We start from the raw sequence: 23,270 nt of genomic DNA on the forward strand, positions 1-23,270 counted from the left end.
CTTATTGACATCGATCGTTAATCCAGTCCGCGCCGCTGGCGACGCAGCGCAACATCTCGCGGTTCAAGCGTTCGGCACGCTGCTTCAGGCCCAGGCATTCGCGGTTGCCGACATCTATCATCGTTGCACAAATCTCGGCCTTGTCCATGGCGCTTTTGTAGTTGCCTTGATTTAGTTCACGCTCGGCGTCGGACAGGATTTTGCGCGCCTGCGCGGCCGCCTGCGATACTTGCGGCGCGGTACTGATAACGGGCGGGGCGGGACGCGGGGTTTCCCTCGGCGTCTCCCGTGGCACTTCGCGCTGCGGCACACTGCGCGGCGGCTCGTTGCCCAACGCTGGCGGTGATTTCTGCTCCAGCACGGTCGACTCCAGTAGCCTGGACAAGGCCTCGCGCAAGCTGCGGATGCGGTCCGCCACTTCAGCGCGCTGCAGCTTTTCAGCCGCCACCAGCCTGGTCTCCAGGCAGGTGCTGTCGGACTTCTTGAGGCAGGCATCGGCCTCGTCGAGCAGGCGCTCCGCCTTCCTGATGTCGATGCGTTTGTCCCAGTCGCGGGTGGCGTCGTCGGGGCCCCATTTCCTGGTGAAGGCCGACAGGCGCGCGTCGGCGCGTTCAACCGCGCCCGATTGCAGGGCGCTCTCCAGCGCCGCCGTCAGATCGGTCCAGGCTTTGGCGCGCTGGCGCCGCATCTCGCAGTTCTTGACCGCGCCGCTGATTGCTTCGTTGGCCTTTTTGAGCTGCAAGTCGGTCGCCTTCGCGGCGCGCATGGCGGCAACTTCGGCGCGCGCTGCGTCCAGCTTGCAATCGGCCATCAGGGCGATGGCCTTGTCGACGTGTTTGTCGATCCGCTCCTGTTCGTTGGCGGGCTTGGCCAGATACCAGATCACCGCCAGTATCATGGCCACCAGCAGCCAGGTGGTGATGCTGATCGGCTCGCGCGTGGGCGGCTTGGCATGTGGGCCTCGGCCGGTATCGGCCGGCGGCTGCGGCGGCACGCCGGCTGCGGACCGGGCCGCCCGGCCTGCCGGCTGCCCTGCCGTCCCGGACCCGGCACCTGCAGGCGGCACGCCGCGTGCCTTGTCCAGCCGCGCTTTTGCCGCCGCGATCTGCTCCGGCGTCAACACGACTGTCTCCTCCATCGGCGCAGCAGTGCGGCCAGCACTGGCGTAACGGGTGGCGGGGTCCGCCGAAACGCCACCAGCAGCATCGGCCGCCAGCTTGCCTGGCGTTGGGCTGCCAGCGGCATAGCGCGAAGACGCTGGCGGAGCCGGTGAAGGCTGCGCGGCTCGAGGCGTCTCCCCTTGCTGTGCCTGTGAAGGCTGCGCCGCTTGCGGACTGTGCGGGGCCGCGTCGCTCCTTGACTGCGCCGCTGTTTGCGCGTGCGCAGCCTGCGTCCGCCCATCCATTGCCTCCTGCGCGGGACGTGGACGCGCGGCGGCGAGCTGCCGCGTGCCGCAGAACGGGCAGAAGTTCACCTGGCGCGGGAAGCCCCGCCCGCAGGCCTCATTGATACATCGGTACGTCGCTACGTCCACTACTTAGCCTTCCTTATTCCGGGTCTGGAATATCGTCATACGGATCCGGAATCGCGGGGCCCAGCAGGGGCGCGATGTCCGGCATGTCGCTGGCCAGCTTCCACTGGTCCACGCGAGGTATCCATTGCATATTCCACACTTTGGTACTGCCGTCGATCTCGCCCGCCTGGATGCGCTGGGCCAGTTCATGCAGCGCGTATGGACCCTGCTGCGTCTTGTTGACGAACACCTTGTAGAGCACCGGCACGCCAGCGGCCGCAAGACCGGTCTGCGGTGCGGCGCCGCTTGGGGTGGCGGCGAAGACCGCGTGCGCGGGTGCTGCGGCGTATGCCGCAGAACCGGCTGCGGCCGATACGCCCGCTGCCGCCAGCGAGGAAGCGTACGCGTCGCGCGCGCCGGGCGCAGCGTCGGCGAACACGCGCGCGGCGGCCGCTTCGCCGGCCAGTATCTCCGGCTTCAGCACCCGCTTGTCCACCGCGTGCTGCACTTCCCAGTTGTAGGCGTCGTTCGCCGAGCCGGTGACCTGCTCGCTCCACATGCCCAGCGTTTCCAGCGCGCGCTCGACCGGCGCACCTGGCAGGCCGGCATTCAGCGCCTGCGCGCGCCGCATCCACTCGTCGTGCAAACGCTTGGCCGTGATATTGGGCAGCGACGGAGACGGCAGTTCGGCCCCGGTCTCGTCCACTTCCAGCTTGGGCTGGTAGACCTTGTGCTGGTAATAGCGCATCAGCGCGGCCAGCAGCAGGAACTGGTTCGCACCCATGCGTGCCAGGCGCTGTTGCACCGAGGCGATCACCTGCTCGCGATAATAGGCTGGCAGGCCGTTCGAGCGGATGGCGAACTCGTTGCCGATCTGCAGCCACTCGCCCGAACCCTGCTCCACTTCGAACAGGTATTGCCCGCGCGGCTGGAACAACGCCTCGCGGTCCGACAAATCGGCCTTGCGCTTGATGACGCCGAGCGCGATGGCCTGCAAAAACCATTCGTAGTCGTCCGCCAGGCGGTTCAGTTCATCCATCGACGGCGCGATGGGATGGCGGAAGCGCGTGGAGTCGAAATGCAGATGGGTCGGTATCTTCGGATTTTCGATTTGATAGGACGTGCGCCACGTCGGCAGGCCGCGCAGCACCGTCATCGGCACGCCGGACAGCTCGATATAACATACCGCCTTGCCGCTGATGCCGTTGTTGACGATGCTGACCAGGTCGCCGTGAAAGAAGCCGGTCGGCACCGCAGCCTTGATCTCGGGCTCCAGCTTGCGCCACGCGTTGGCGTCGCCCACGCCGATGAAGCATTTGAACTGGTCCGCGTTGGGCGTGAACTCGGCCGAGAAGCGCGCGTTAATCCACGGCATGGCGCTGCGTATCCATTCGTTGAAGGTGTGCTGGCGCTCCTGCGGCGACATCGCCATCAAGCGCTCCAGCAGCGGATCCGGCGGCGCGACGTCGGCTTCGTCCAGGTGCTCGCGGCTCAGCTGCGTCTGCGCGCGGCGGAACAGCTTGAGCAGCAGGCTGGCGCGCAGCTTCTCGTCGCCCAGTTGCGGGAACAGGCGCGCCGAACCGCCGAATTCCATCAGCACTTCCTCGCTCCACACGCTGATGTCGCCGGTCAGCTTGACCGCGTCCGGCACGGTGTCGCTGGCCAGCTTCATGTAGGTGGCGTGCTCATGCTGCGCGTCCGCGCGCAGTTGCGCAATGCGCTGGTCGACCGCGCCCAGCATGGCTTCCACGCAGCGGCGCCCTTCTTGCAGCTCGCCGGCGATGCCGCCGTAGACCGGCTGTCCTTGCTCGTCCACCGACTGCACATCGCCCAGCCAGGAGGACATGGAACGCAGCAGTTCGACCGACTGCGCGGCCGCCACGGACAGCATGTGGAAACGCAGGTAGTCCGAGATGTCGCGCTTCAGGTGCGCCATCACTTCGCGCGATTGCGCGTCGCTGCCGAACAGCTTGGCGGCCGCCTGCGACAGGTTGTTGAGCGACTCCTCCACCTGGCGCGTGCGCAGCGCGTCGCGGATGTCGCGATAACGCTTGCCGTTGCGTTCCATGTGCGCCAGGTCGCGCTGCGAGATGCGCGACTTGATCTGCTCCAGCAACGACAGCACGAACTCCAGGCCGCCCTGCTTGCGGTCGTCCAGCAGCGCGTACAGCTGTTCGCGCGCGCGGCCCTTCAGGCGCTGCAGCAGTTCCGCCGTATGGCGCTTCAGGCGGTCCTCGCTGGTCTCGGCGGTGGCGCCGGCTTCGCGGATGGCGTCGCGCTCCAGGTGCGGCAGCAGCTCGGCCACTTTTTCGCGCCACTGCTTCAGCTCGTAGTCGCCCATGATGCGGTCGATCTCCAGCTGCACCTTGCTTTCCACGCGCTCGAGCAGCGAGCGTTCGTCCTTGTCCATCAGCAGCCGGTCGGTCAGCGCGTATTCCTGGAACGGCGTCACGTCCACCGTGCCTTTCTTGAAGTCCGGGAATTCGTCGAAGGGCCGCTCGGACAGTGCCATCTGCTCGCGCATGAAGGTATCGCGCTCCTGGTCGCCGGCGCGCCGCGCCGGTGCGCCGTCGCTGCCAAGCAGGCCGAAGAAGGCCTTCACCATCAGCGCCGCCAGTTCGTAGGCGCGGATGTCTTCGCGCAGGCTTTGCTGCGTGTCCAGCACGGACTGGCCGAAGGCCGAGTAGACCTTGGAATAGGACAAGCGCATGTCGCCGAAGCGCTGCTCCGGCACGCGCGGATTGAACGGCCCCAGTTTGTGCTGCTGCTGGTTGACCGCCACCGAGCGCTTGCGGTTGGCGAAATCGGCCGAGGCGAAGTCCTCGAACAGCGAATCGGCCACCATCTGGTATACGTCCTTGACATCCTGCGTGGCCTTGTTGGCCAGGTTGGCGGTGTCGACGAAGTAGACATCGTCGAACGGTGCGCCGCGGCCGGTCAGGCTGTCCGGGTCGGCCCAGCGCACCTGCGCGTTCATGTCGCGCATCGCCGTTTCCAGCTCCATCAACGTGGCGTAGGCGTTGGCCTCGGTGCGCTCCTTGTTGGCCTTGGCGTAGCCGGACGGCATGAACATCACCAGGTCGACCTGGCTGTCGGCCACTTCCTGGCGCGCGATGGCCTTGGCGATCCAGCCCAGGTCCATGACGGTGCCGGCGCCGGTGCCGCCGGCGTTGGAGCCGATGACGACGATGCGGAACTTGGACGTATCCACTTGCAGGCCAAGGCGCTGGTAGTTCTCCTTGCGCTCGTTGCCCGCGTTGCTGCTCAGGAAATTCAGCGCGCCCTTGATACGGCCGCGCAGCTTCGGGTATTTGTCGAACAGGTAAAGGCGCGCCACGGCGCGGATCTGGCCCGCCCCCTTGGATGGATCGATGCCCAGCGAGCGTAATTTTTTGGGCCGCAGCGGCATCCAGCTTTCGATCAGCGGAAAGCGCGCCAGGCTGTCGTCGGACTCGTGGTACTGCTGCAGGTCGATCGATTCGACCAGGCGTTCCTCGTCGCTCAGTTTCACCAGTTCGTACCAGGGGTCGGTGCGCTGCGACTTGCCCTCGTCGATGATGGCGCCGCTATCGAGGTCGACGTGCAGGAAGCGCGCCACCGGGAACTGGCCGATGGCTTCCACACGCGTCGGATTGCGGCGGTTCCAGACTGCCGACAGGATGCGGCGGCGGATGCGCATCATCACTTCCATGCCGGTGCCGCCCGCGCCGATGAACAGCGTGGGGCGCAGGTCGACCTTCAGTTCTGCTTTTTTGTCTGCCATGGTTGCTCCTGAGTCGCTCCTGATTAACGGCGGCCCGTCACCATCGCGCCGATCAGCGCGGCGATGCCGAAGACGAGCAAGGTGCCGGTGATGGCCACGGTAAGGAATTTACTGGCGTTCATAATCGCCAGCACGGCCGCGCCGCTGACGAAGGCCAGGCCGAAGAACATCAGCCAGCCTGCCGTGTCGGCCGACGAGGGCGCCACGCGGCGGCGTACCAGGTGGTTGGCGTAGGCGTTGCGGGCAAAGAAGAACACGATCAGCAGCACCAGGAAGATGGCGCCGCCGATGGCCAGGTCGCGCGTGGAGGTGTCGGTGGCGGGGGCCCCCTGCACGGGCGCCACTTCAATCGGTGCACCCGTGGCGGCACCCGGCGCGGCCGGCGTCTCCGGCGTGCCGCCGGGCGGCACGGTCGACAGCGTCGGCTCGGTGGACGGTTTGGCTTTCGGGTCGGCCGGGGCGCCGGGGATCTTGAAACCCGGATCGGTATTGGCCTGCGCCAGCTGGATGTCGTTTTGTTTTTGCATCTGGTGTCCTCGATAGAGCGGGATATTAGCGGCCAAGGCGGACTTGCGCGCCTTCGCGCAAATCCGTCAGTGTGGTTCCGAACAAGGTGGTTTTCAGTTCGGCGAGCTTGTTGCCCGCCTTGTCGTGCAGCGGCTGGGTGGTGCCGGCCTTGACCTGCAGCGTGCGCAATTCGCCTTCAACCGTGACCTGTACCTTGCGCGGGCGGGTGGCGGCGATCACGCCGGCCACGCCCAGTGCCAGCAAGGCGGCCAGGCCGCCGATCAGCGCCAGCAGGGGCGCGACGCCGAACTGCATGCGCACTTCGAGCGGCAGCACGGCGCGCGAACCCTGCACCTGGCTGGGCGGCGTGAAGATGTCGGGCAGCGGGTCGCCGGGGAAGAGCGAAGCCATGCGTTCGCGGAAGGCTTGCGACAGTTCGAGCTTTTGCTCGCTCAGCTGCACTTCGATGGCACCGGGCAGCACGGCGGCGGATCCGGCCGCCTTGACCGCCTCCAGCGACCACTTGCCGGGCAGGTGCGCGACCGGCAACTCCATGGTCGACGCCAGCGGCTGCGATTTGCCGGGCGCGAGCGCGCTCACGGAATCGGCGCCCAGCGCGATCGGCTTCTCCGCGCCGGCCAGCACCGAGCGCGCGGCGAGGCGGGCGCTGGTGATGGTGTACGGGTAGATGGTGTTCTCCAGCCGCCATTGGATGCGCGCAGCCGGCGCGGAGCCGGGGGGCGCGCTGGCGCTCGGTGAAGCGGCGGTGGCCGCGGCTGCGCCAGCGCCGCCAGGCATGCCGGCCGCCGCGCCCGCGTCAACATCGGCGCGCAGGGTGCCGTTGGGCTGCGTTGAGAACGTGACGCCGGGGACGTTTTCGACCTTCACCGGCATCAGGCGCACGGTGTCCTGGTCCAGCGGTTTGAGGCGCGCCGGCGGCTCGGTGATCACTTTCTGCAGACGCCCGGAGCGCAGCAGCGCGTCGAGTTCGCGCACACCTTCGTCCTGGATGGCGAAGACGTAGATCATGATACCGTTGGCACGGTAGCGGCCTTGCACCGGCATGTGCAGCGGGAAGGCCAGCGCCTTCTTGATGCTGCCGCCGCCGTGTATCAGCTCATAGAATTCGCGGTTGCGCTGTGCGGTGGCCTGGTCGTTGTTGGGGCTGTTCTTGTTGTTGGTGAACAGCCAGATCAGGCCGGGCTTGCCGCCCAGCGCAGAGGAAATGGAGGTGCTGACGGCCTCGCCGAGATCGGTGTCGGCCAGCGCGCTGCTGCCGGGCTTCCTGGCGGCGGCCAGCGGCGCCAGCGCGCCGGCGACGGCGGCGCGCTGCGGCTTGTCGTCCACCTTGGCGGCCAGCAGCGCTTTCGGCGACGGCGCACCGGGCAGGCTTTGATTGAACGCGGCCAGCACCAGCGCGTCCCCCGGCTGGACGGCGGCCAGCACCACTTCGGTCACCAGGGCTTTGTATTGCGACGACGGGTCCGTGTAGAACGGTTCCATCCAGCCCGAGTTCTGGACCAGGAAGACGTGCGAGGCCGGCGCCGCGAGCGCCGAGGCGGCAGGCAGGGCCATGGCGATGGCAGCAAGCAGCGGTGCAGCCAAACGCGCCGGCAGCATGCTACGGCGCGGCCCGGCAACGGCAGCGACGGAAGCGGGAGCGGGAGCGGGAGCGGTGGCGGCAGCGGTGGCGGTCGCAGCGGTGGCAGCAGGGACGGCGACCGTAGCGGCAGCGACAGCCGCGCGCGGCGCCGGCAGTTGCGGCATGGACGCGCGCATCATGGCAGCGCTTTCAGGTGCCAGCCGCGGATCTCGTTCCAGCTCGGGTGGTGCAGCCAGAGGCAGTCATCGTAGACGAAGGGCTGGCAGTCGCCGGGGTGCTTCAGGCGCACCGCCTCGTCCAGGATGACGTTGCGCTGGCCCACCCATTCAATCAGCGTGCGCGGCAAGGTGGCGCCGCCCAGCGCATCCTCGGCCTTGGCCGGCGGGCTTTCCATGCGCAGCACCAGGCCCGTCGGCTGGCTGCGTGTGCTGCTGACGTTTTCCAGCAGCGGCAGCACCAGCGCCTCGTTGTGGTTCTGGTCCAGGACGTATTCGCCCTCCCATGGATTTTCCTTGATCTGGTGGCCACGGCGGAACAGCAGCGTGCCGAAACCGAGGCGCGCGCCGTCCAGCGGCTGCACTTGCGCTTCGGCGACACCCAGTTCGCGGAAGGAGTAAGCTTTGCCGTCATGGCCGATCTGCCACAGGCGGCCATCGCGGCTGGTGGCCGGGCCGCCGAACTGGAGGCGCGGCGTCCATCCCGCCGGCCATGGCAGCCAGCGCGGCGCGCTGCCGGGACGCCAGACCACATGGCCCAGCGCGTGCAGCCACGTCAGCTTGCCGTCGTAGCTGATGGGACGGGACCAGCCGGCAGCGGGAACTGCCATGTCGGCGGCGCCTGGGGAATTATGCGTGCCGCTAAGCCACCCTGCGGGGCCGGCATCGGCACCAGGTTCAGGGAGATCGGCGGTGGTCAGGGGACCGTTGTCGGCGTCCGGGTCCGGGATGCTGGCGTGGTCCGTAGGGCGGGTTAGCGGCACGCGTAACCCGCCATGCTCCGCCACGATCTCCAGGGTCTCGCTGTCGGCCCCATCGGCATTCGCGGTCCACAGGCGCACGCCGCCGGCGGCCACGATCAGGCAGCCGACGCGCCGCGCAACCATGCCCGGCGCGCTGGCCAGCGTGGCCGGCAACACCACCTCGGTGCGGAAGCTCTCGCTGACCGGGTTGATCACCAGCCGCACCAGCCCCTGCGCCGACGGCACCAGCGCCACTTCACCACGGCGCGCGCCCGCATGCACGGGCAGCCAGGCATACGCCGACGCGCTGAACGACAAATCGGCCGCGTGGTTCTCGGCCGTCATCACGTGCCAGCGCGCGGCGGCCGGGTCCCAGTATTGCAGCACGTTGCGCGTGTAGGCCAGCGCCAGCAAGCGCTGCGCGGCGAAACCGAAATCGGCGGCGGCAAACATGCAGACCGCGTTCGGCGGAGCGGGGATACGGATCTCCGCATGCCCCACCGCCGGTTCCGGCGCGCGCGTCTCCAGGCTGGCCGCCAAAGGCAACGCCGTCAGCGGCAGGCCGTGCGGCGCGTGCCGCGGCAGCGGCGATTCGTTGACCGGCAGCGGCGCTGTGCTCGGCCCCCACCACCCTGGCAAGGCTTGCGCGGCCGGCGCGCACACCTGCAACGGCGCGCCGCATTCCGGGCAGAACGCAAATCCCTCGGGATAAATGGCCGCGTGCGCGCAGCCTGCAGGCAAGGACGCGCCCAATAGCTGCGCCACGTCCGGCAAGCGGCTGCGTGCCTGCGCCTGCCACTCGATGCGGCTCAAACCCTGGCTCGACGCCAGTTGATATTGCCCACTTTCATCGTCCTCCAGCCAGACGCTGTCGGGAGTCTCCCACCTGTATGCCATGTATGTGCTCGAAATGATCCGCTTGCGGAACCTGGGCTCGGCCTTGGCGAGCTCAAGTTGTTCTTTGCATCATAACGCAGCGCCCTCCCGTTCGGGCAGGGCATAGACAAAAAAATACGCCCCTTTTCAGAGGGGCGCATTGCGGTACGTCTGGCTTTCCGGCGGAACTATTTGTAGATGCCGACGCCTATCAGCACATCGCCGAATTTCTCGACGTAAGTCGACTTGTCTTCCATGTTCTTGCTGACGGAGTTCGGCCACTTGTAGGAGACCCAGCCCTTGCCAGCCGGGCTGGCGGCCACCTTCAGGAATTCCTTGATCGGAAACACGCCGCCGGCGTTCAGTTCGATCAGGTTCTTGCCGACCATTTTCGCGTTCTGGCCGTGCGCCAGCGCCACGCCCTGCTGGTCGCCGTTGATGCCTATCATAAAGACATACAAGTCGCCTTTGGTGAATTCCCCCTTGGGGTCGTTGAAGGCGGCGACCGCCTTGTCGCGGCCATTTTTATCCATGTAGGCGCCGGCTTTCTTCACCATGGCCACGGCCTCGTCGGCGGTGCCGCGATGGGCGGCGTCCTGCGCCATGGCGGCGCGGCCCAGGGTCAGCGCCAGCAAGCCTGCGAACAACAGCTGAAATGCATTCTTCATCATGTCTCTCTCCAATGGATGTCTTGCGGGCAGATCGTTGCCGCCCGCCAGCCAATTTAGCATATGCCATATAGCAACACTATGACTTCCGCAAGCGGGTTGCGCAAACCCGACGCCAGCGTCTGATTTGCATCAAATTGCCCGGACGGCAGCGGCATAAGCTGGATACAGGGTCTTCCTGCGGGGTCTGCCCGCGCCGTTTCCGAAAGGACTGCCATGCCTGCTCACATCATCATCCGCGATGGCTCGCCATACTGGTGGGCCAGCACCGACATCTGGGTGGTCCCCGGCGCCGACCCGAACGCGGCGCCCGGCACGCCCGTGGCCGGCCAGCCGGCCTACATCTGGGCCCATGCCGTGAATTCCGGCAACAGCACCGCCAACGGCACCCGCATCGATTTTTACTGGGCCGACCCGAGCGCCCAGGTCGTCGTCGGCAGCGCCACGGCTGTCGGCTCTGCCTTTGTCGACCTCGACACCGACCCGGCCGGGCAGGACGTGCTGTGCCTGGTGCCCTGGATGCCGGTCGTCGTCAATGGCGGCCATGAATGCCTGCTGGCCGTGGCGCACGGGCCGAACGACAGCAGCCCGATTCCCGATCCGCTGCCGAACGGCTATGTGTTCGACCCGCCGGCGCACGACCAGATCGCGCAGCGCAACATCACCGTGTTGCTGGCCAGCATGCTGGCCAGCAACACGGTGATCAGCGTGCGCGCGCTGCCCCGGCAGGACAAGGAGGCGGTGCTGACGGTGGAGTTCGGCGGGGACCTGGACGAGCGGCAACTGGCGCTGCTGGGCTTGCAAAAAATGCAGTTGCGGCAGGCGCCCCGGCGCGCGGTGCAGGTGGAGTTGAGCCTGGAGCCGCTGTGCGGCGGCAGGCATGGGTGGGGACATGGCGGTGGCCATGGCCAGCACGGCGGCGGTGATACCCAGCAACAGGGCGGCGGCTACCCGGCCGGCTCGGAACAGGTGCTGCAGGTAAGCGTGGCCAAGACCTACGCCGCGGGCTCGGAAGTGGGGGGCGACGAGACGCTGGCCAAGGAACCCGGCGTGGTCGAGGACGACCTCGGCGCGGTTGGCGGACCGGCCGACCAGGGCAGCCTGGGCGGTGAAGGCGGCGGTAGCGACAACAGTGGCGGCGGCAGCGGCAGCGGCGAAGGCGGCAGCGGCAGCGGCGAAGGCGGCAGCGGCAGCGGCGAAGGCGGCAGCGGCAGCGGCAGCGGCAGCGGCGAAGGCGGCAGCGGAAGCGGCGCTATGGGCAGCGCCATCGGCAGCGGCGCGGCCGGTACCGGCGCCATCGACAGCGGCGCGCTGGAAGGCGCGGACTACAGCGGGCGCGGCCGGCATGGCCAGCAAGTGCGCCTGCATGTGCGGCGCGGCACGGCGGCAGCGGTCTACGCCGCCTTCAGCAACGACGGCCTGGAGCCCGGCCAGTACCAGCTGGTACACGTGGTCGAACGCAATCAAGGCAAAGTGGTCGGCGGCGTCAGCTACGTCGTGGTCCGGCCGCATGAAGGAGACAGAAAATGAGCGCTACCCCACTCCAGGTGCTGACACGCCCCTTCGCCGTCGAGCCGGTGACCAACATCATGCTGCCGGACGGCATCTTCGACAACGCCATTTACCATCTGCGCATTGCCGCCCACATTACCAATATGTCCTCCAGCGCACTGAGCAACGTCACCGTGTGGCTGGAAAGCGTGGGCGATCCCGGCATCGCGCCGGTGGCGCGCAGTTTCTTTTTCGCCAGCATCCCGGCCGGCGCCGCCATGCAGGTGATGTGGGACGCCAACTTCCAGCATGCCAACCCCGGCAAGCCGCTGGTGAGCATCCTGGCGCGCGCCGACGGCCACACCTCGCGCCGCTCCATCCAGCAGATCTTCGTGTCCCAGACGCGGTTCGACGCCGTCAGCAACAGCTACACCTGCACCGTGCAGGAAGGCACGCTGACGGTGTCCGGCCTGAAGGGCCACCTGCCCGGCAAGCGCTGGGGCCAGACCGGGCCGGACGGCAAGGAATGCGTTTGCCCTCCGGGCGGCGGTCCCATCGTGCCAACCGGACTGACCATGGTCTGGACGCCCAACCCGCCCTTCGCCGGCGTGCACGGCGAACTGCCCTTCGCCGACCCGTGGTGGAAGATACTGGCCATCATCATCGCCATCATCGCGGCGCTGGTGGCCATCATCGCGGCGGCGCTGGGGGCGGGGGCGGCCAACTTCAGCGTCGGCGGCAGCGTCGAGGAAACCGACCCCAGCGTGACATGCTGCTCGCTGGACGGCGCCGCCTCGGGCGAACCGGAATACACGGTGGCGGGCGTCGCGTCGGCGATCGCCTCGGTAGCCATCGCCGTGGCCTGCTCGGACGCGGCCGATCCGTTCTGGCGCGGCCAGGAAGCGACGCCGCCGGCCGCCGGCGAACTGACCGTGGGCGAGCGCGTTGTAGCCGAATGGACCATGCTGGAGCCGCCCAACGCCGGCGTGCCCTACGCCACCGACGTCAGCTGGACCTACCAGCGCTTCACCACGGACGCCACGTACAGCTACAACGTCACCGAGACGCAAACCAACATCCACACCGCCGGCGCGGTGGACGTGGAGACGCCGCCGCAGGTCCAGGCCTTCAGTCCCTTGTGGGTGCGCGGCAAATTCCACCGCGAGGACGGCAGCCTGTTCCACGGCACCGACCTGTATTCCTTCGCCATCTTCCAGGCGCCGCAGGGCTTGAATTTCGTGGTGCCGCTGACCGACGACGGCCTGGGCTTCGATCCCGGCGCCAACGACGGCGTGTACGCGGGCAGCCTGAGCCTGGAGCTGGCCTATCGGCTGCTGCTCAAGTTCGGCCAGTCGGTGTACGGGGTGTGGCGCATATTCCTGTTCGCGCAGGACGTGAATTTGACGAAACCGGGCACGCCGCCGGAAATCGCGGCGCAGCACATCGGCGGCTTCTTCGTCGCCAGCGCCATCGAGATCACCTTCGATCCGACGCTGCCCTGCCCGCTCAAGGCGCAGGCCACGATCACGGTGGTGTGATCGCGCAATGTCCAGCGACGGCTACTCGGCGACGATCTTCTTGGGCGGCGGCGGCGGTGCGAAAGCGACCGCTTCGGCGCCCGGCGCGCTGTCCATCGCATCCGAGTATGCCAGCCAGCGGTGCAGCACTTCCATGCGCCGGATGGTGATGCCCTTGCTGTTGATGTAGCCGACCTGCTCGAAGTTCTCCGGCTTGCTGATCATCTTGTTGGTGGTCGGTAGATTCTCCGCCAGGCGCTCATAGCACTTGCGCGCCTTCTGCTCCCACTTCGCCAAAGCCGGTTCCGAGAATCGGTTGCTCTCGTAATAGATCGTCAGCGTGCGGTCGTGATTGCCGAAGCCGACGATGGCCGCGCCCTTGCGCACGGTTTGCAGCACCTCGTCCTTGATGCCGACCGTGGGCACGAACAACGCCGCCCGCGCATCCGCATCGTCGGGCCGATGCAGCGGCAAATCCATACCCTTAACTGAGCTCATCGCTGCCTCCTGGCCTTGGTGTGACGCCGGATCTGTAAAGTTGCCGTCCGGCTATATTGCGACGATTCTACCCCCGTCCCTTGCGCTGTACAAGAAATATGCAGGGCATATAATGCTCGAGCTTCCAATCAGCACGTTTTTTGATAGAAAAATGACACAATTATCCTCCCCCGACGCCGTCGGGACGGCCGCGCGCAACGTGCGCGACCTGCTGGCCATGGCCATCGAATACGCGCCGCCGCACAAGGCGCTGGTGGTGTACGACCGGCGCAGCGAACTGAACGAGGCGCTCACCGCCGCCTACTGCAGCGCGCTGCCCGGCGGCAGCTTCATCGATTTCGACACCGTGGCGCCGGAGGCGGTGCTGGCCGCGTTCGCCGAACTGGGCCGGGACGACCTGGTGGTGCTGATCCAGACCACCAGCTTCCGCCTGGAGGCCTTCCGCATCCGCATCGAACTGTTCAAGCGCGGCTTGAAGGTGATCGAGCACGTCCACCTGTCGCGCATGCCGGGCGAACAGGGCCTGCACTACATTGCCGCGCTGGCCTACGACCCGGCCTATTACCGCGGCGTGGGCCGGGCGCTGAAGGCGCGCATCGACGCCGCGCGCAGCGCCACCGTGGACAGCGGCGACGGCGCGCTGCTGCGCTTCGGCTCGCCGCTCGAGCCCGCCAAGCTCAACATCGGCGACTACAGCGGCATGAGCAACGTCGGCGGCCAGTTCCCCATCGGCGAAGTGTTCACCGAAGCGCAGGACCTGGAAGCCGTGAACGGCCGCGTGCGCGTGTTCGTTTTCGGCGACACGTCCTTCCACGTCAACCACCCGCCCAAGCCGATCACCATGATCGTCGAGCGCGGCCGCGTCACCGGCGCCATCGATTCGACGCCCGAATTCGACGATATGCTGGCCATCATCCGCGCGCACGAGGGCGAGGTGTGGCTGCGCGAACTGGGCTTCGGCATGAACCGCGCATTCTCGCGCAGCCGGCTGGTCGACGACATCGGCACCTTCGAGCGCATGTGCGGCATCCATTTGTCGCTGGGCGCCAAGCACGGCCAGTACCAGAAGCCGCAGTTCAAGCGCAAGGACGCGCGCTACCACGTGGACGTGTTCGCCGTCACCGAGGCGGTTTACCTCGACCAGGAAACCGTGTACAAAGACGGTGCGTGGCAGGTGTAGCCTGGCCATCGAACGTTGACCGCCCCACTGGAAAGAACGCATGCACGCGGTCATAGACCTGCTCGAATCGCTGTTCCAACAAATCCCGCTCGGCCTGCTGGAGGTATGGGGCCGGCTGGGCTACCTGGTCGGTTTCGCGCTGATGCTGTGCGCCTACGGCGGCATCACTTTCCGGCCCGGCGGACACTGGGGCCTGGGGCGCACGCGCCAGAGCTGGAACAGCCGCGCCATGATCGCGGCCATCTTCACCTTCGCCATCATCTTCATCACCGGCTACCTCGGCTCGGCCATCGTGCTGGTGCCGGGCGCGCAGACCTTCGAATCGCTGAAGGACTTGTCGGTGTTCCTGTGCATCGTGCTGTTCGGCTACCCGGCGCTGCTGGCGGCGCCGTTCGCCTACGGCCTGTCCGACCTGGTCGAGGGCGTGCCGCCGGCCTTCCTGGCCGACTGGCTGTTCGGCTACTTCATCAATCCGGCCTGCTTCTGGCTGGCGCATCAGCTGATCGGGCGCGACCCCGATTTCCGCCGTGCCGGCACCTGGGGCTGGTACGCGCTGTTCGTGCCCGTCTTCATGGCCATCGAGCCGCTGCTGTGGGGTTACATCACCTCGCCGCAGTTCACGCCCGGGCTGGCCTACCGCAGCGTGACGCCGGCGCTGGTGTTCACCACCGCCATCACCTGGATCATCGCCCCGTTCGCCATGCTGGCCGCGCTGCCGCTGGCGCGCCGGACGCGCATGTTCTGGGCCGAGCTGCCGCGCCACGTGCAGGAGCGCCGCTTCGGCCACGGCGGCTGGCGCTGGAGCGGCGCCGCCGGAGAAGGCGCGGCGCCCGGCGCCGGCATGCCGATACCGGCTTTCCTTGCCGCCCCCTTCATCGTGCTGGTGCTGGTGATGGTGGGTGCCACCGCCTTCCTCACGCTGCGCAGCGCCGAGGATAGCGCGGCCAAGCTGGCCGCCAGCCTGCACCACGAAATCGCCGACAACATCAATTTGCGGCTGGACGACTATCTCGCCGCACGCCAGGCGGCGGGCGCCGCGCCGCGATGGCAAGAACTGGCCGCGCTGCTGCGCGCGCTGCCGGTGGCCGGGCACGGCCGCGCCATGATTATCGATCGCCATGGAAGGCTGCTGGCCAGTTCGCTGCCGGGCGCAGGGGACGCTCTTGCGGCCCGGGACGCGCCGCCCGGCGGCGACGCTGAAGCGGCCCGCCTTGCGGCTCCGCCAGCGCTCCGGCCGGCCACCGGCGGCGCTGGCGACCGCCCATTAGCAGCCGGGCCGGGCGCTGCCGCGGCCTACCCTATGGCCGACCCCGTGCTGGCGGCCGCGCTGGATGCCTTGCGCCTGCGGGCCGAAAGCTTTGCCGGCGTCCACGCGCCCGTGCAACTGAGTTTCGACGTTATCACCAGCAAACCGCTGTCGCGCGAGCGCTGGCTGATGCAAGCCACGCCCTACCGCGACCGCGCCGACGGCCAGGACTGGCTGCTGCTGACAGCCACGCCGCAAGCCTGGTATCTGGAAGGCGTGCGCGCCGGCAATAGCCAGTCGGCCATGGTGGTGGCGCTGGCCCTGCTGCTGTCGGTGTTGGCGGCCAGCATACTGTCGGCGGCGGTGACGGCGCCGATCCGGCGCATCGCGCGCGCCACCGGGGCGATGGCCGCGGGCCAGCTGGACCAGCGCGTGCCCGGCAGTCCGCTGGCCGAGCTGGACGAACTGTCGCGCTCCTTCAACCACATGGCCGAGCACCTGAAGTGCTCCTTCGAGCAGTTGCAAAACATGACAGGCCAGCTGGCCGAGCGCGAACGCAAGCTCGAACAGAGCGAGCGGCGCTACCGCAACCTGTACGAGGACGTGCCCATCCCGCTGTTCCGCACCACGCGCGACGGCATGCTCGATGAACTCAACGACGCCGGCATGCGCCTGCTGGGCTTGCGGGACCGTAGCGAGCTGGGGCGGCAAAGCGTGCTCGACATCTACGCTGACCGCAGCGGGCGCCTCAACTGGCAGCGCGAGCTCGAGCAGCACGGCGGCATCTCGCGGCGCGCCGCCGTACTGGTGCGCCGCCCCAGCGACGGCAAGGAAATGTACATCAACGTGGTGGCGCGGCCGGTGGCCGATCCCGAGACCGGGCAGCTGGCCTTCATCGAAGGCAGCGTCGAGGACATCACCGAACGCAAGGCCGCCGAGGACGAACTGCGGCGGCACCGCGCCCACCTCGAGGAACTGGTACGCGAGCGCACAGCCGAGCTGTCGATAGCGCTCAGCCGCGCCGAGTCCGCCAACCGCGCCAAGAGCGTCTTCCTGTCCAATATGAGCCACGAATTGCGCACACCGCTGAACGCCGTGATCGGCTATTCGCAGTTGCTGCAGAACGACCCCGCGGCGGGTAGCGCGCAAAAAGAACAGCTGGCCATGATCAACCGCTCCGGCCACCACCTGCTGACCTTGATCAACGACATCCTCGAGTTGTCCAAGATCGAATCGGGCCGCAGCGAGCTGCAACTGGCGCCGGTCGATTTGGACACCTTGTTCGAGTCGGTGCTGGAAATGGTGCGCCAGCGCGCAAGCGAGCACGGCACCGCGCTGCGGCTGGACTGCGCGGGCGTGCCGCAAGTGATCATGGCGGACGGCGCCAAGCTGCGCCAGGTGCTGCTCAATCTGCTGTCCAACGCGGTCAAATTCACGCGGCGGGGGAAGGTCACGCTGTCGGTGCGCGGCAACGCCGGCGCCGGCCGCGGCGACACGGTGCGGCTGCGCTTCGCCGTTGCCGACACCGGCCCCGGCATCGCCGAGGACGACCAGCGCCGCATCTTCCAGCCCTTCGTCCAGGCCGCCAACGGCAGCGGCCAGAGCGGCACCGGCTTGGGCCTGACCATCAGCCGCGAATACGTGCAACTGATGGGCGGCGATTTGCAACTGCAGTCGGCGCCCGGTGAAGGCTCGACCTTCAGCTTCACGCTGGAGGTGGCGCAGCTCGCCGCCGTGCTGTCGCCGGGGCTGGCGCGCGAGCGGGTCGCCAGCCTGCCGGAAAGCGAGCGCGGCAAGACCATCCTGGTGGTGGACGACAACGCAGACGGCCGCCAGTTGCTACGCAGCCTGCTCACGCCGCTGGGCTTCGCCGTGCACGAAGCGCGCGACGGCGTCGAAGGGCAGGAACGCATTGCCGAGCTGCAGCCGGACCTGGTGCTGATGGACTGGCGCATGCCGCGCATGGACGGCCTGGCGCTGACGCGGCTGATTCGCCAGCAAGCCGGCCTGCGCCAGCCGCGCATCGTGATCCTGACCGCCAGCGCCTTCGAAGAAGAGCGGCGCGAAGCGTTGCAGTCCGGCGCCGACGACTTCCTGCGCAAGCCCCTGGAGCAGGACGCGCTGTTCGCCATGCTGGAGCTGCAGCTGGGCCTGCATTTCCTGCGCGAGCCGCTGGCCGCGCCCGCCGCCGCGTCGGCGCCGGTGAGCGCGGCCGACCTGGCGCCGCTGTCGGCGGCGCAGCGCACCGAGCTCAAGCAAGCCATCGCCGAGCTCGACCTGGTATGCATCGAGCGCTTGAGCGCCCGCATCGCCATCGCCGACCCGGCGCTGGCGGCCCGCATCCGCCACACGCTCGACCGCGCCGAGCACCGCCAGCTCTGGGAGCTGCTCTAACGGCTGGGGTTATAACTGCCGGGGAACTGCCGGGGTCAGGCCTGCGTTCGTGCATTCCCCGGCCCAGGAACTTTCCTGACGGCACAAGTGTGCATGAATGCAGGCCTGACCCCAGGGCTAGATTCCCAGCAACTACGGGCTTTCTTCGGCGATCCTCGCATAGAAATGCACGAATGCAGGCCTGACCCCAGGGGTGGGGTCAGGCCTGCATTCGTGCATTTTTTCAGTACATTCAGGCGTCCCATGGGGGGATGGGCTGGTATTCGGCGACCAGGAAGTCGATCAGGGCGCGCACCTTGGGGGACGGCCGGCGGCTGGCGGGATAGAGGGCGCTGAGGTAATTCAAGGGCAGCTGCCAGTCGTCCAGCACCGCGACCAGGGTGCCGTCCCGCAGCGCTGCACTGGCAAGGAAGGTGGTGCTGTAGACGATGCCGAGCCCGCGCAGCGCGGCCTGGTGCAGCACCAGGCCATTGTTGGCCGTGAAGGCGGCGTTGATGCGCACCGATGTGCTTTGCCCGCCCCGCTTGAAGTGCCAGGTGGCGCCGTCGGTCAGGTGGCTGAAATGCAGGCAGCGGTGCTGCTGCAGCTCCGCGGGCGTCCGCGGCGTGCCGGCCATGTCGAGGTAGGCCGGGCTGGCGCACAGCACGCCCTTGCACGGCGCCAGCGGCCGCAGCGACAGGGCGCGGCTGTCGGGTATGCCGCCCACCCGTATCGTCAGGTCGAAGCCGTGCTCGATGGGATCGAGCAGCGCGTCGTCCACGTGCAGCATGGGCGTGAGCCGGGGATGCGGCAGGCTGAAACGCGCGACCGCGTCGGCCAGCCACAGGCTGCCGAAACTGGACGGGGCCTGGATGCGCAGCGGTCCGGCCAGCTCGACGCCGGCGCCAGTGACCACCAGTGCCGCTTCCCGCGCCTGCGCCACCGTGGCCGAGCACGGCTCCAGATACGCTTCGCCGACGTCGGTCAGGCTCACTTCGCGCGTGGAGCGGTGCAGCAGCCGCGCCTGCAATTTGTCCTCCAGCTGCAGGATGTGCTTGCTGACCATGGCGCGCGTCAGCCCCAGCTTGCGCCCGGCCGCGCTGAAACTGCGCAGCCGCGCCACTTCGACGAATATTTCCATAGCTTTGAGCTGATCCATGCCCCATTGTCTTTAATTTGGCGACAATGTGTCAACCGTTACGCCGATTGTGGTGACGCCGGGCCAGCCTTACAATGGCGCATCCCCATCCCACGGAGTGCCCCGCCATGCTGACCGAAGCACAAAAACAACAATATGAACGCGACGGCTTTATCGTCGTTCCCGGCTTCAAGAGCCTGGACGAGATCGCCGCCCTGCGCGCACGCGCCGCCAGGATTGTCAACGAATTCGATCCAACCGTGGCGCAGGGCATATTCACCACCAAGGACCAGGAGAAGAAGGCGGACGATTATTTCCTGCGCTCGGACAACACCATCCGCTGCTTCTTCGAAGAGGAGGCCCTCGGCCCGGACGGCCAGCTGAAGCAGGCCAAGGAACTGTCGATCAACAAGATCGGCCACGCAATGCACGACCTGGACCCGGTATTCCGCGCCTTTTCGGCCGACCCGAAACTGGCGGCCGTGGCGCGCGACCTGGGCCTGGCCGACGCGCAGGTGTGGCAGTCGATGTATATCTTCAAGCAGCCGGGCATAGGCGGCGAAGTGCGCTGGCACCAGGACGCGACCTATTTCGACACCACGCCGATCAGCGTGACGACGTTCTGGTTCGCGCTGGAAGACGCCACCCTGGACAACGGCTGCCTGTGGGCCGAGCCGGGCGGCCACCGCACGCCGCTGCGCGAGCGCTTCGTGCGCAACGGCGACGACATCCGCGTCGAGAAGCTCGACGCCACGCCCTGGCCGGACGACTCGACCGCCGTGCCGCTGGAGTGCAAGGCGGGCAGCCTGGTGTGCTTCCACGGCCTGCTGCCGCACTACAGCGCACCGAACCGCTCCGCCGTGTCGCGCCACGCCTACACCCTGCACGCGACCGACGCGCGCACCGCGTACTCGCCGCGGAACTGGATACAGCGCGATGCCGCCTTCCCGGTGCGAGGGTTCATCTGACATGCAGATCAAGATTTTCGCGCCGCACTGGGGCAGCAACGAACTGGCCCCGCAAGTGTTCATCGACAAGGTCGTGGCGGCCGGTTTCGACGGCATCGAGATGTCGCTGCCGGCGGATCCGGACGCGCGCCGCGACTGGACCGGCCGCATCGCCGCCGCCGGCCTGGGCCTGATCGCGCAGCAGTGGGAAACCGTGTTCCATCCGCAGTTCGACGCGCACAAGCAGGCGCTGGCCGAGCTGCTGCACAAGGCCTGCGCGGCGCGCCCGCTGCTGGTCAATACACACACCGGCAAGGATTTTTACAGCCAGGCGCAAAACCTGGAACTGATCGCGCTGGCCGACGCCGTCTCGCGTGAACACGGCGTGGCCATCGTGCACGAAATCCACCGCAGCCGCTTCAGCGGGCATCCCATGCTGCTGCTGCCCTACCTGGCGGCGCTGCCGCAACTGGCGCTGACGGCGGACCTGTCGCACTGGTGCTGCGCCTGCGAATCGCTGCTGGAGGACCAGCCGGAAACGCTGGCGGCCACCCTGTCGCACGTGCGCCACATCCATGCGCGCGTGGGCCATGCACAGGGACCGCAGGTGGCAGACTTCCGCGCGCCGGAGGCGGCCGCCGCGCTGAAGGCGCACCTGCAATGGTGGGACCGCATCGTCGAACTGCGCCGCGCGGCCGGCGCCGCGGTGCTGACCATGACGCCCGAATTCGGCCCGGCGCCGTACACGCAGACCCTGCCCTACACGGGGCAACCGGTAACGGACCAGTGGGAGATGAACGTGGCGATGCTGCAACTGCTGCGCGCACGGTACTGTTAATTGTCGTCCGCGCGCGGGGACCCATGCTGCGCCGGCCGGCATGCCGCCTATGGAGGAAATGCATGCGGGGCATGCATTCCCGCTTGCGCGAGAATGGCCGGGCGCTAGCCGCCCGGCAGCAGCGGCAGGTCGGCCACCGCCTCGTCCTCGCCTTCGCCCTCGCGCCCCGGCGCCGCCAGCGGCAGCACCAGGATCACGACGGTGCCCTGCCCCGGCTCGGACTGGATGGCGATGGTCCCGCGCAGCACGCCGGTGACGATGTTGTAGACGATGTTCATGCCCAGCCCCGAGCCGCCCTGCCCCATCTTGGTGGTGAAGAAGGGGTCGAAGATCTGGTGCAGGGTGCGCGCCGACATGCCGACCCCGTCGTCCCGGAATTCGAACTGCACCCGCTCGCCGTCCAGCGCCTCGGCCTGGATACGGATGGTGCCGCTACTGCGCCCTTCGAACGCGTGCAGCATGGCGTTGTTGATCAGGTTGCTCAGCACCTGGCTCACGCTGCCCGGGTAGGAATCGAACTCCAGCGCCTCCGGTACTGCCAGCACGACCTCGCAACTGGCGCGCCGCAGCTGCGCAGCGTAGGTGGCCAGCACGTCGCGCACAACGCCGGCCAGCTGGAAATGGCGCCGCTGGCCGCTGGTCTGGTCCACCGCCACCTGCTTGAACGACGTGATCAGCTCGGCCGCCCGCCCCAGCGAGCCGGCGATGATGGCGCAGGCCGTGCGCGCGTCGCGCAGGTGCGCGTCCAGCGCGGATTTCTTGATGCCGCCGTCGCCCAGCTTCTGCTCGAACTCGTTGACCATGTCGCTCAGCGCAGTGGCCGTCAGCAGACTGTTGCCGATCGGCGTGTTCAGCTCGTGCGCGATGCCGGCCACCAGCGCCCCCAGCGAGGCCATTTTCTCGGACGTGATCAGATTGGTCTGGGCCTGCTTCAGGGTGGCCAGCACCAGGGTCAGGTCGCGGTGCGCCAGCTCGGCGTTGGCTTTCTGCGTGGCCAGCTCGTCCAGGCTGCGCTCCAGGCCCTGCTTGGTGTGCACCAGCGCCGCCTCGGCCTTCTGCCGCTCGGTGATGTCGCGCCGCAGCTGCTCGGCCAGCGCGCGGTTGCGCTGCGAGGCCACCAGCAGCATGGCGATCAGCGCACTGATCAAGGTGCCGGCGGCGGCGATCATCGCCACCCGCGTGGCGCCGCTGTTGTAGCGCGTGCCGGCGTGGCCCTCGAACTGCATATGCCAGCGCCGCTCGCCCACGCTGAGCGTCGCCTGCGCGGTCAGCCCGGGCAGCGGCGCGCTGCGCTCGCCGCTGCCCAGCTTGCCCGCGCTGTCGTACATCAGGTTGTCCACCGAGGGCGGCATCACGTTGTCGTCGCGCAGGTAGCCGCCGTCGTGGATCTGTATCGTCATGTGGGCCAGCAGCGGGCTGTCGATCACTTCGCGCATCAGGTTGTTGACCCGGAATACGATGGCGACGAAGCCGATCAGCGCGGCGCGGCGCTGCTCGACCGTCTCGAGCCGGGTGTGGCGGTAGACCGGCGCGCGCGCCACGAAGCCGGGCTGGCCGCTGGCGTCCTGCACCAGCGTGATGCGCTCGGTGGCGACGATGGCGCCGCTGTCGCGCCCCATCTCCAGCGCGCGCCGGTGCGGCGCCAGCGTGGCCAGGTCGAGGCCGAAGGCGTTCTCGTTGCCGGCCATGGGCTCGTTGTATTCGATGATGAAGTGCTGCTGGCGCAGCGCCACCGGGTGGACCGCGAACTGGGGGTAGCCCTCGGGCAGCAGGCTGGTGTCGACGCGCACGGCGGCAACGTAGCCTGGCAAGGCCTGGTCTTGCACCGCGCGCACGAACTGGATGGCCTGGAAGCCGGGATAGCGCTCGGCCAGGCGCAGTTCGCGCACATAACGGGAGAATTCTGCCCGGCTGACGCCCTCGTTGACGGCGTACACCCCCTTGATGCTGAGCAGGGTGTCGAAATAGGTCTGCAGGCGCACGCTGGTGTCGCGCGCGATCTTGTCGGTGTCGCGCTGGAAGTTGGCGCGCAGGTTCTGTTCCTGGGCATCCGCCACGAACAGGCAGATCCAGACGGTAATGCAGATACCGACTACGAACGCCAGGTAACCGTGGATGCGCAAATGCATGGATGTGCTCGACGAGTGGCGCGGC

General features: G+C 67.8%; 15 protein-coding genes. 6 read left to right on the forward strand and 9 right to left on the reverse strand.

From position 1 onward, the window contains the following. Position 1 precedes the first annotated feature (1 nt). The 6 genes from ACSQ8Y_RS28540 to ACSQ8Y_RS28565 all read right to left on the reverse strand — a co-directional run bounded on the left by ACSQ8Y_RS28540 (position 2) and on the right by ACSQ8Y_RS28565 (position 9,891). Entirely contained in the window at positions 2 to 1,123 is a 1,122-nt protein-coding gene (locus ACSQ8Y_RS28540; protein WP_436269958.1) for a hypothetical protein, read from the reverse strand. 424 nt (positions 1,124 to 1,547) lie between these two features. Continuing rightward, the gene (locus ACSQ8Y_RS28545; protein ID WP_436269959.1) at positions 1,548 to 5,276 is read right to left on the reverse strand and encodes a tubulin-like doman-containing protein; all 3,729 of its coding nucleotides are present in this window, start codon (positions 5,274 to 5,276) and stop codon (positions 1,548 to 1,550) included. A 23-nt stretch (positions 5,277 to 5,299) separates the two neighbouring features. Beyond that, positions 5,300 to 5,803: a hypothetical protein gene (locus tag ACSQ8Y_RS28550; RefSeq protein ID WP_436269960.1), complete on the reverse strand. Its 504-nt coding sequence runs from the start codon at positions 5,801 to 5,803 to the stop codon at positions 5,300 to 5,302. Positions 5,804 to 5,828: 25 nt separating this feature from the next. Beyond that, a complete protein-coding gene (locus ACSQ8Y_RS28555) occupies positions 5,829 to 7,565 on the reverse strand; it encodes a hypothetical protein (protein ID WP_436269961.1) in 1,737 nt (578 codons plus the stop codon). Next, the gene (locus tag ACSQ8Y_RS28560; RefSeq protein ID WP_436269962.1) at positions 7,562 to 9,241 is read right to left on the reverse strand and encodes a hypothetical protein; all 1,680 of its coding nucleotides are present in this window, start codon (positions 9,239 to 9,241) and stop codon (positions 7,562 to 7,564) included. Before ACSQ8Y_RS28560 ends, ACSQ8Y_RS28555 begins: the two co-directional genes overlap by 4 nt. Before the next feature lie 167 nt (positions 9,242 to 9,408). Further along, positions 9,409 to 9,891: a cache domain-containing protein gene (locus ACSQ8Y_RS28565; RefSeq protein ID WP_436269963.1), complete on the reverse strand. Its 483-nt coding sequence runs from the start codon at positions 9,889 to 9,891 to the stop codon at positions 9,409 to 9,411. 213 nt (positions 9,892 to 10,104) lie between these two features. Here ACSQ8Y_RS28565 and ACSQ8Y_RS28570 point away from each other — a divergent pair, with 213 nt between their 5' ends. Next, positions 10,105 to 11,418 carry a hypothetical protein gene (locus ACSQ8Y_RS28570; RefSeq protein WP_436269964.1) on the forward strand — a complete coding sequence of 438 codons (1,314 nt, stop codon included), beginning with the start codon at positions 10,105 to 10,107 and terminating at the stop codon, positions 11,416 to 11,418. Further along, positions 11,415 to 12,917 (forward strand): choice-of-anchor X domain-containing protein, encoded by a 1,503-nt coding sequence (locus tag ACSQ8Y_RS28575; protein WP_436269965.1) that lies wholly within the window; start codon positions 11,415 to 11,417, stop codon positions 12,915 to 12,917. The genes ACSQ8Y_RS28570 and ACSQ8Y_RS28575 overlap by 4 nt, the downstream gene beginning before the upstream one ends. A 21-nt stretch (positions 12,918 to 12,938) precedes the next feature. On the opposite strand, the gene ACSQ8Y_RS28580 is transcribed toward ACSQ8Y_RS28575, so the two are convergent. Next, on the reverse strand, positions 12,939 to 13,394 hold the full coding sequence (locus ACSQ8Y_RS28580) for a hypothetical protein (protein ID WP_436269966.1): 456 nt from the start codon (positions 13,392 to 13,394) through the stop codon (positions 12,939 to 12,941). Positions 13,395 to 13,545: 151 nt separating this feature from the next. Here ACSQ8Y_RS28580 and ACSQ8Y_RS28585 point away from each other — a divergent pair, with 151 nt between their 5' ends. Then, a complete protein-coding gene (locus ACSQ8Y_RS28585) occupies positions 13,546 to 14,574 on the forward strand; it encodes a hypothetical protein (RefSeq protein ID WP_436269967.1) in 1,029 nt (342 codons plus the stop codon). Between the two features lie 40 nt (positions 14,575 to 14,614). Then, on the forward strand, positions 14,615 to 18,214 hold the full coding sequence (locus ACSQ8Y_RS28590; RefSeq protein WP_436269968.1) for an ATP-binding protein: 3,600 nt from the start codon (positions 14,615 to 14,617) through the stop codon (positions 18,212 to 18,214). 232 nt (positions 18,215 to 18,446) lie between these two features. On the opposite strand, the gene ACSQ8Y_RS28595 is transcribed toward ACSQ8Y_RS28590, so the two are convergent. Then, complete coding sequence (locus ACSQ8Y_RS28595; RefSeq protein WP_436269969.1) at positions 18,447 to 19,352, reverse strand: LysR substrate-binding domain-containing protein; 906 nt, start codon at positions 19,350 to 19,352, stop codon at positions 18,447 to 18,449. Positions 19,353 to 19,459: 107 nt separating this feature from the next. Between ACSQ8Y_RS28595 and ACSQ8Y_RS28600 the strand changes: the two genes are divergently transcribed. Next, a complete protein-coding gene (locus ACSQ8Y_RS28600) occupies positions 19,460 to 20,299 on the forward strand; it encodes a phytanoyl-CoA dioxygenase family protein (RefSeq protein WP_436269970.1) in 840 nt (279 codons plus the stop codon). A 1-nt stretch (position 20,300) separates the two neighbouring features. Then, the gene (locus tag ACSQ8Y_RS28605; RefSeq protein WP_436269971.1) at positions 20,301 to 21,116 is read left to right on the forward strand and encodes a sugar phosphate isomerase/epimerase; all 816 of its coding nucleotides are present in this window, start codon (positions 20,301 to 20,303) and stop codon (positions 21,114 to 21,116) included. A 104-nt stretch (positions 21,117 to 21,220) separates the two neighbouring features. On the opposite strand, the gene ACSQ8Y_RS28610 is transcribed toward ACSQ8Y_RS28605, so the two are convergent. Then, positions 21,221 to 23,245 (reverse strand): CHASE domain-containing protein, encoded by a 2,025-nt coding sequence (locus tag ACSQ8Y_RS28610; protein ID WP_436269972.1) that lies wholly within the window; start codon positions 23,243 to 23,245, stop codon positions 21,221 to 21,223. Between the last annotated feature and the right edge of the window lie 25 nt (positions 23,246 to 23,270).

The organism is Pseudoduganella sp. LjRoot289, from assembly GCF_964252925.1.
GTDB lineage: Bacteria > Pseudomonadota > Gammaproteobacteria > Burkholderiales > Burkholderiaceae_D > Rugamonas.

What these genes read in the sequence shown, in the direction of transcription:
- ACSQ8Y_RS28545 (WP_436269959.1), bottom strand. Translation starts at nt 5,276, where the DNA reads ATGGCAGACAAAAAAGCAGAACTGAAGGTCGACCTGCGCCCCACGCTG.
- ACSQ8Y_RS28550 (WP_436269960.1), bottom strand. Translation starts at nt 5,803, where the DNA reads ATGCAAAAACAAAACGACATCCAGCTGGCGCAGGCCAATACCGATCCG.
- ACSQ8Y_RS28555 (WP_436269961.1), bottom strand. Translation starts at nt 7,565, where the DNA reads ATGATGCGCGCGTCCATGCCGCAACTGCCGGCGCCGCGCGCGGCTGTC.
- ACSQ8Y_RS28560 (WP_436269962.1), bottom strand. Translation starts at nt 9,241, where the DNA reads ATGGCATACAGGTGGGAGACTCCCGACAGCGTCTGGCTGGAGGACGAT.
- ACSQ8Y_RS28565 (WP_436269963.1), bottom strand. Translation starts at nt 9,891, where the DNA reads ATGATGAAGAATGCATTTCAGCTGTTGTTCGCAGGCTTGCTGGCGCTG.
- ACSQ8Y_RS28570 (WP_436269964.1), top strand. Translation starts at nt 10,105, where the DNA reads ATGCCTGCTCACATCATCATCCGCGATGGCTCGCCATACTGGTGGGCC.
- ACSQ8Y_RS28575 (WP_436269965.1), top strand. Translation starts at nt 11,415, where the DNA reads ATGAGCGCTACCCCACTCCAGGTGCTGACACGCCCCTTCGCCGTCGAG.
- ACSQ8Y_RS28580 (WP_436269966.1), bottom strand. Translation starts at nt 13,394, where the DNA reads ATGAGCTCAGTTAAGGGTATGGATTTGCCGCTGCATCGGCCCGACGAT.
- ACSQ8Y_RS28585 (WP_436269967.1), top strand. Translation starts at nt 13,546, where the DNA reads ATGACACAATTATCCTCCCCCGACGCCGTCGGGACGGCCGCGCGCAAC.
- ACSQ8Y_RS28590 (WP_436269968.1), top strand. Translation starts at nt 14,615, where the DNA reads ATGCACGCGGTCATAGACCTGCTCGAATCGCTGTTCCAACAAATCCCG.
- ACSQ8Y_RS28595 (WP_436269969.1), bottom strand. Translation starts at nt 19,352, where the DNA reads ATGGATCAGCTCAAAGCTATGGAAATATTCGTCGAAGTGGCGCGGCTG.
- ACSQ8Y_RS28600 (WP_436269970.1), top strand. Translation starts at nt 19,460, where the DNA reads ATGCTGACCGAAGCACAAAAACAACAATATGAACGCGACGGCTTTATC.
- ACSQ8Y_RS28605 (WP_436269971.1), top strand. Translation starts at nt 20,301, where the DNA reads ATGCAGATCAAGATTTTCGCGCCGCACTGGGGCAGCAACGAACTGGCC.
- ACSQ8Y_RS28610 (WP_436269972.1), bottom strand. Translation starts at nt 23,245, where the DNA reads ATGCATTTGCGCATCCACGGTTACCTGGCGTTCGTAGTCGGTATCTGC.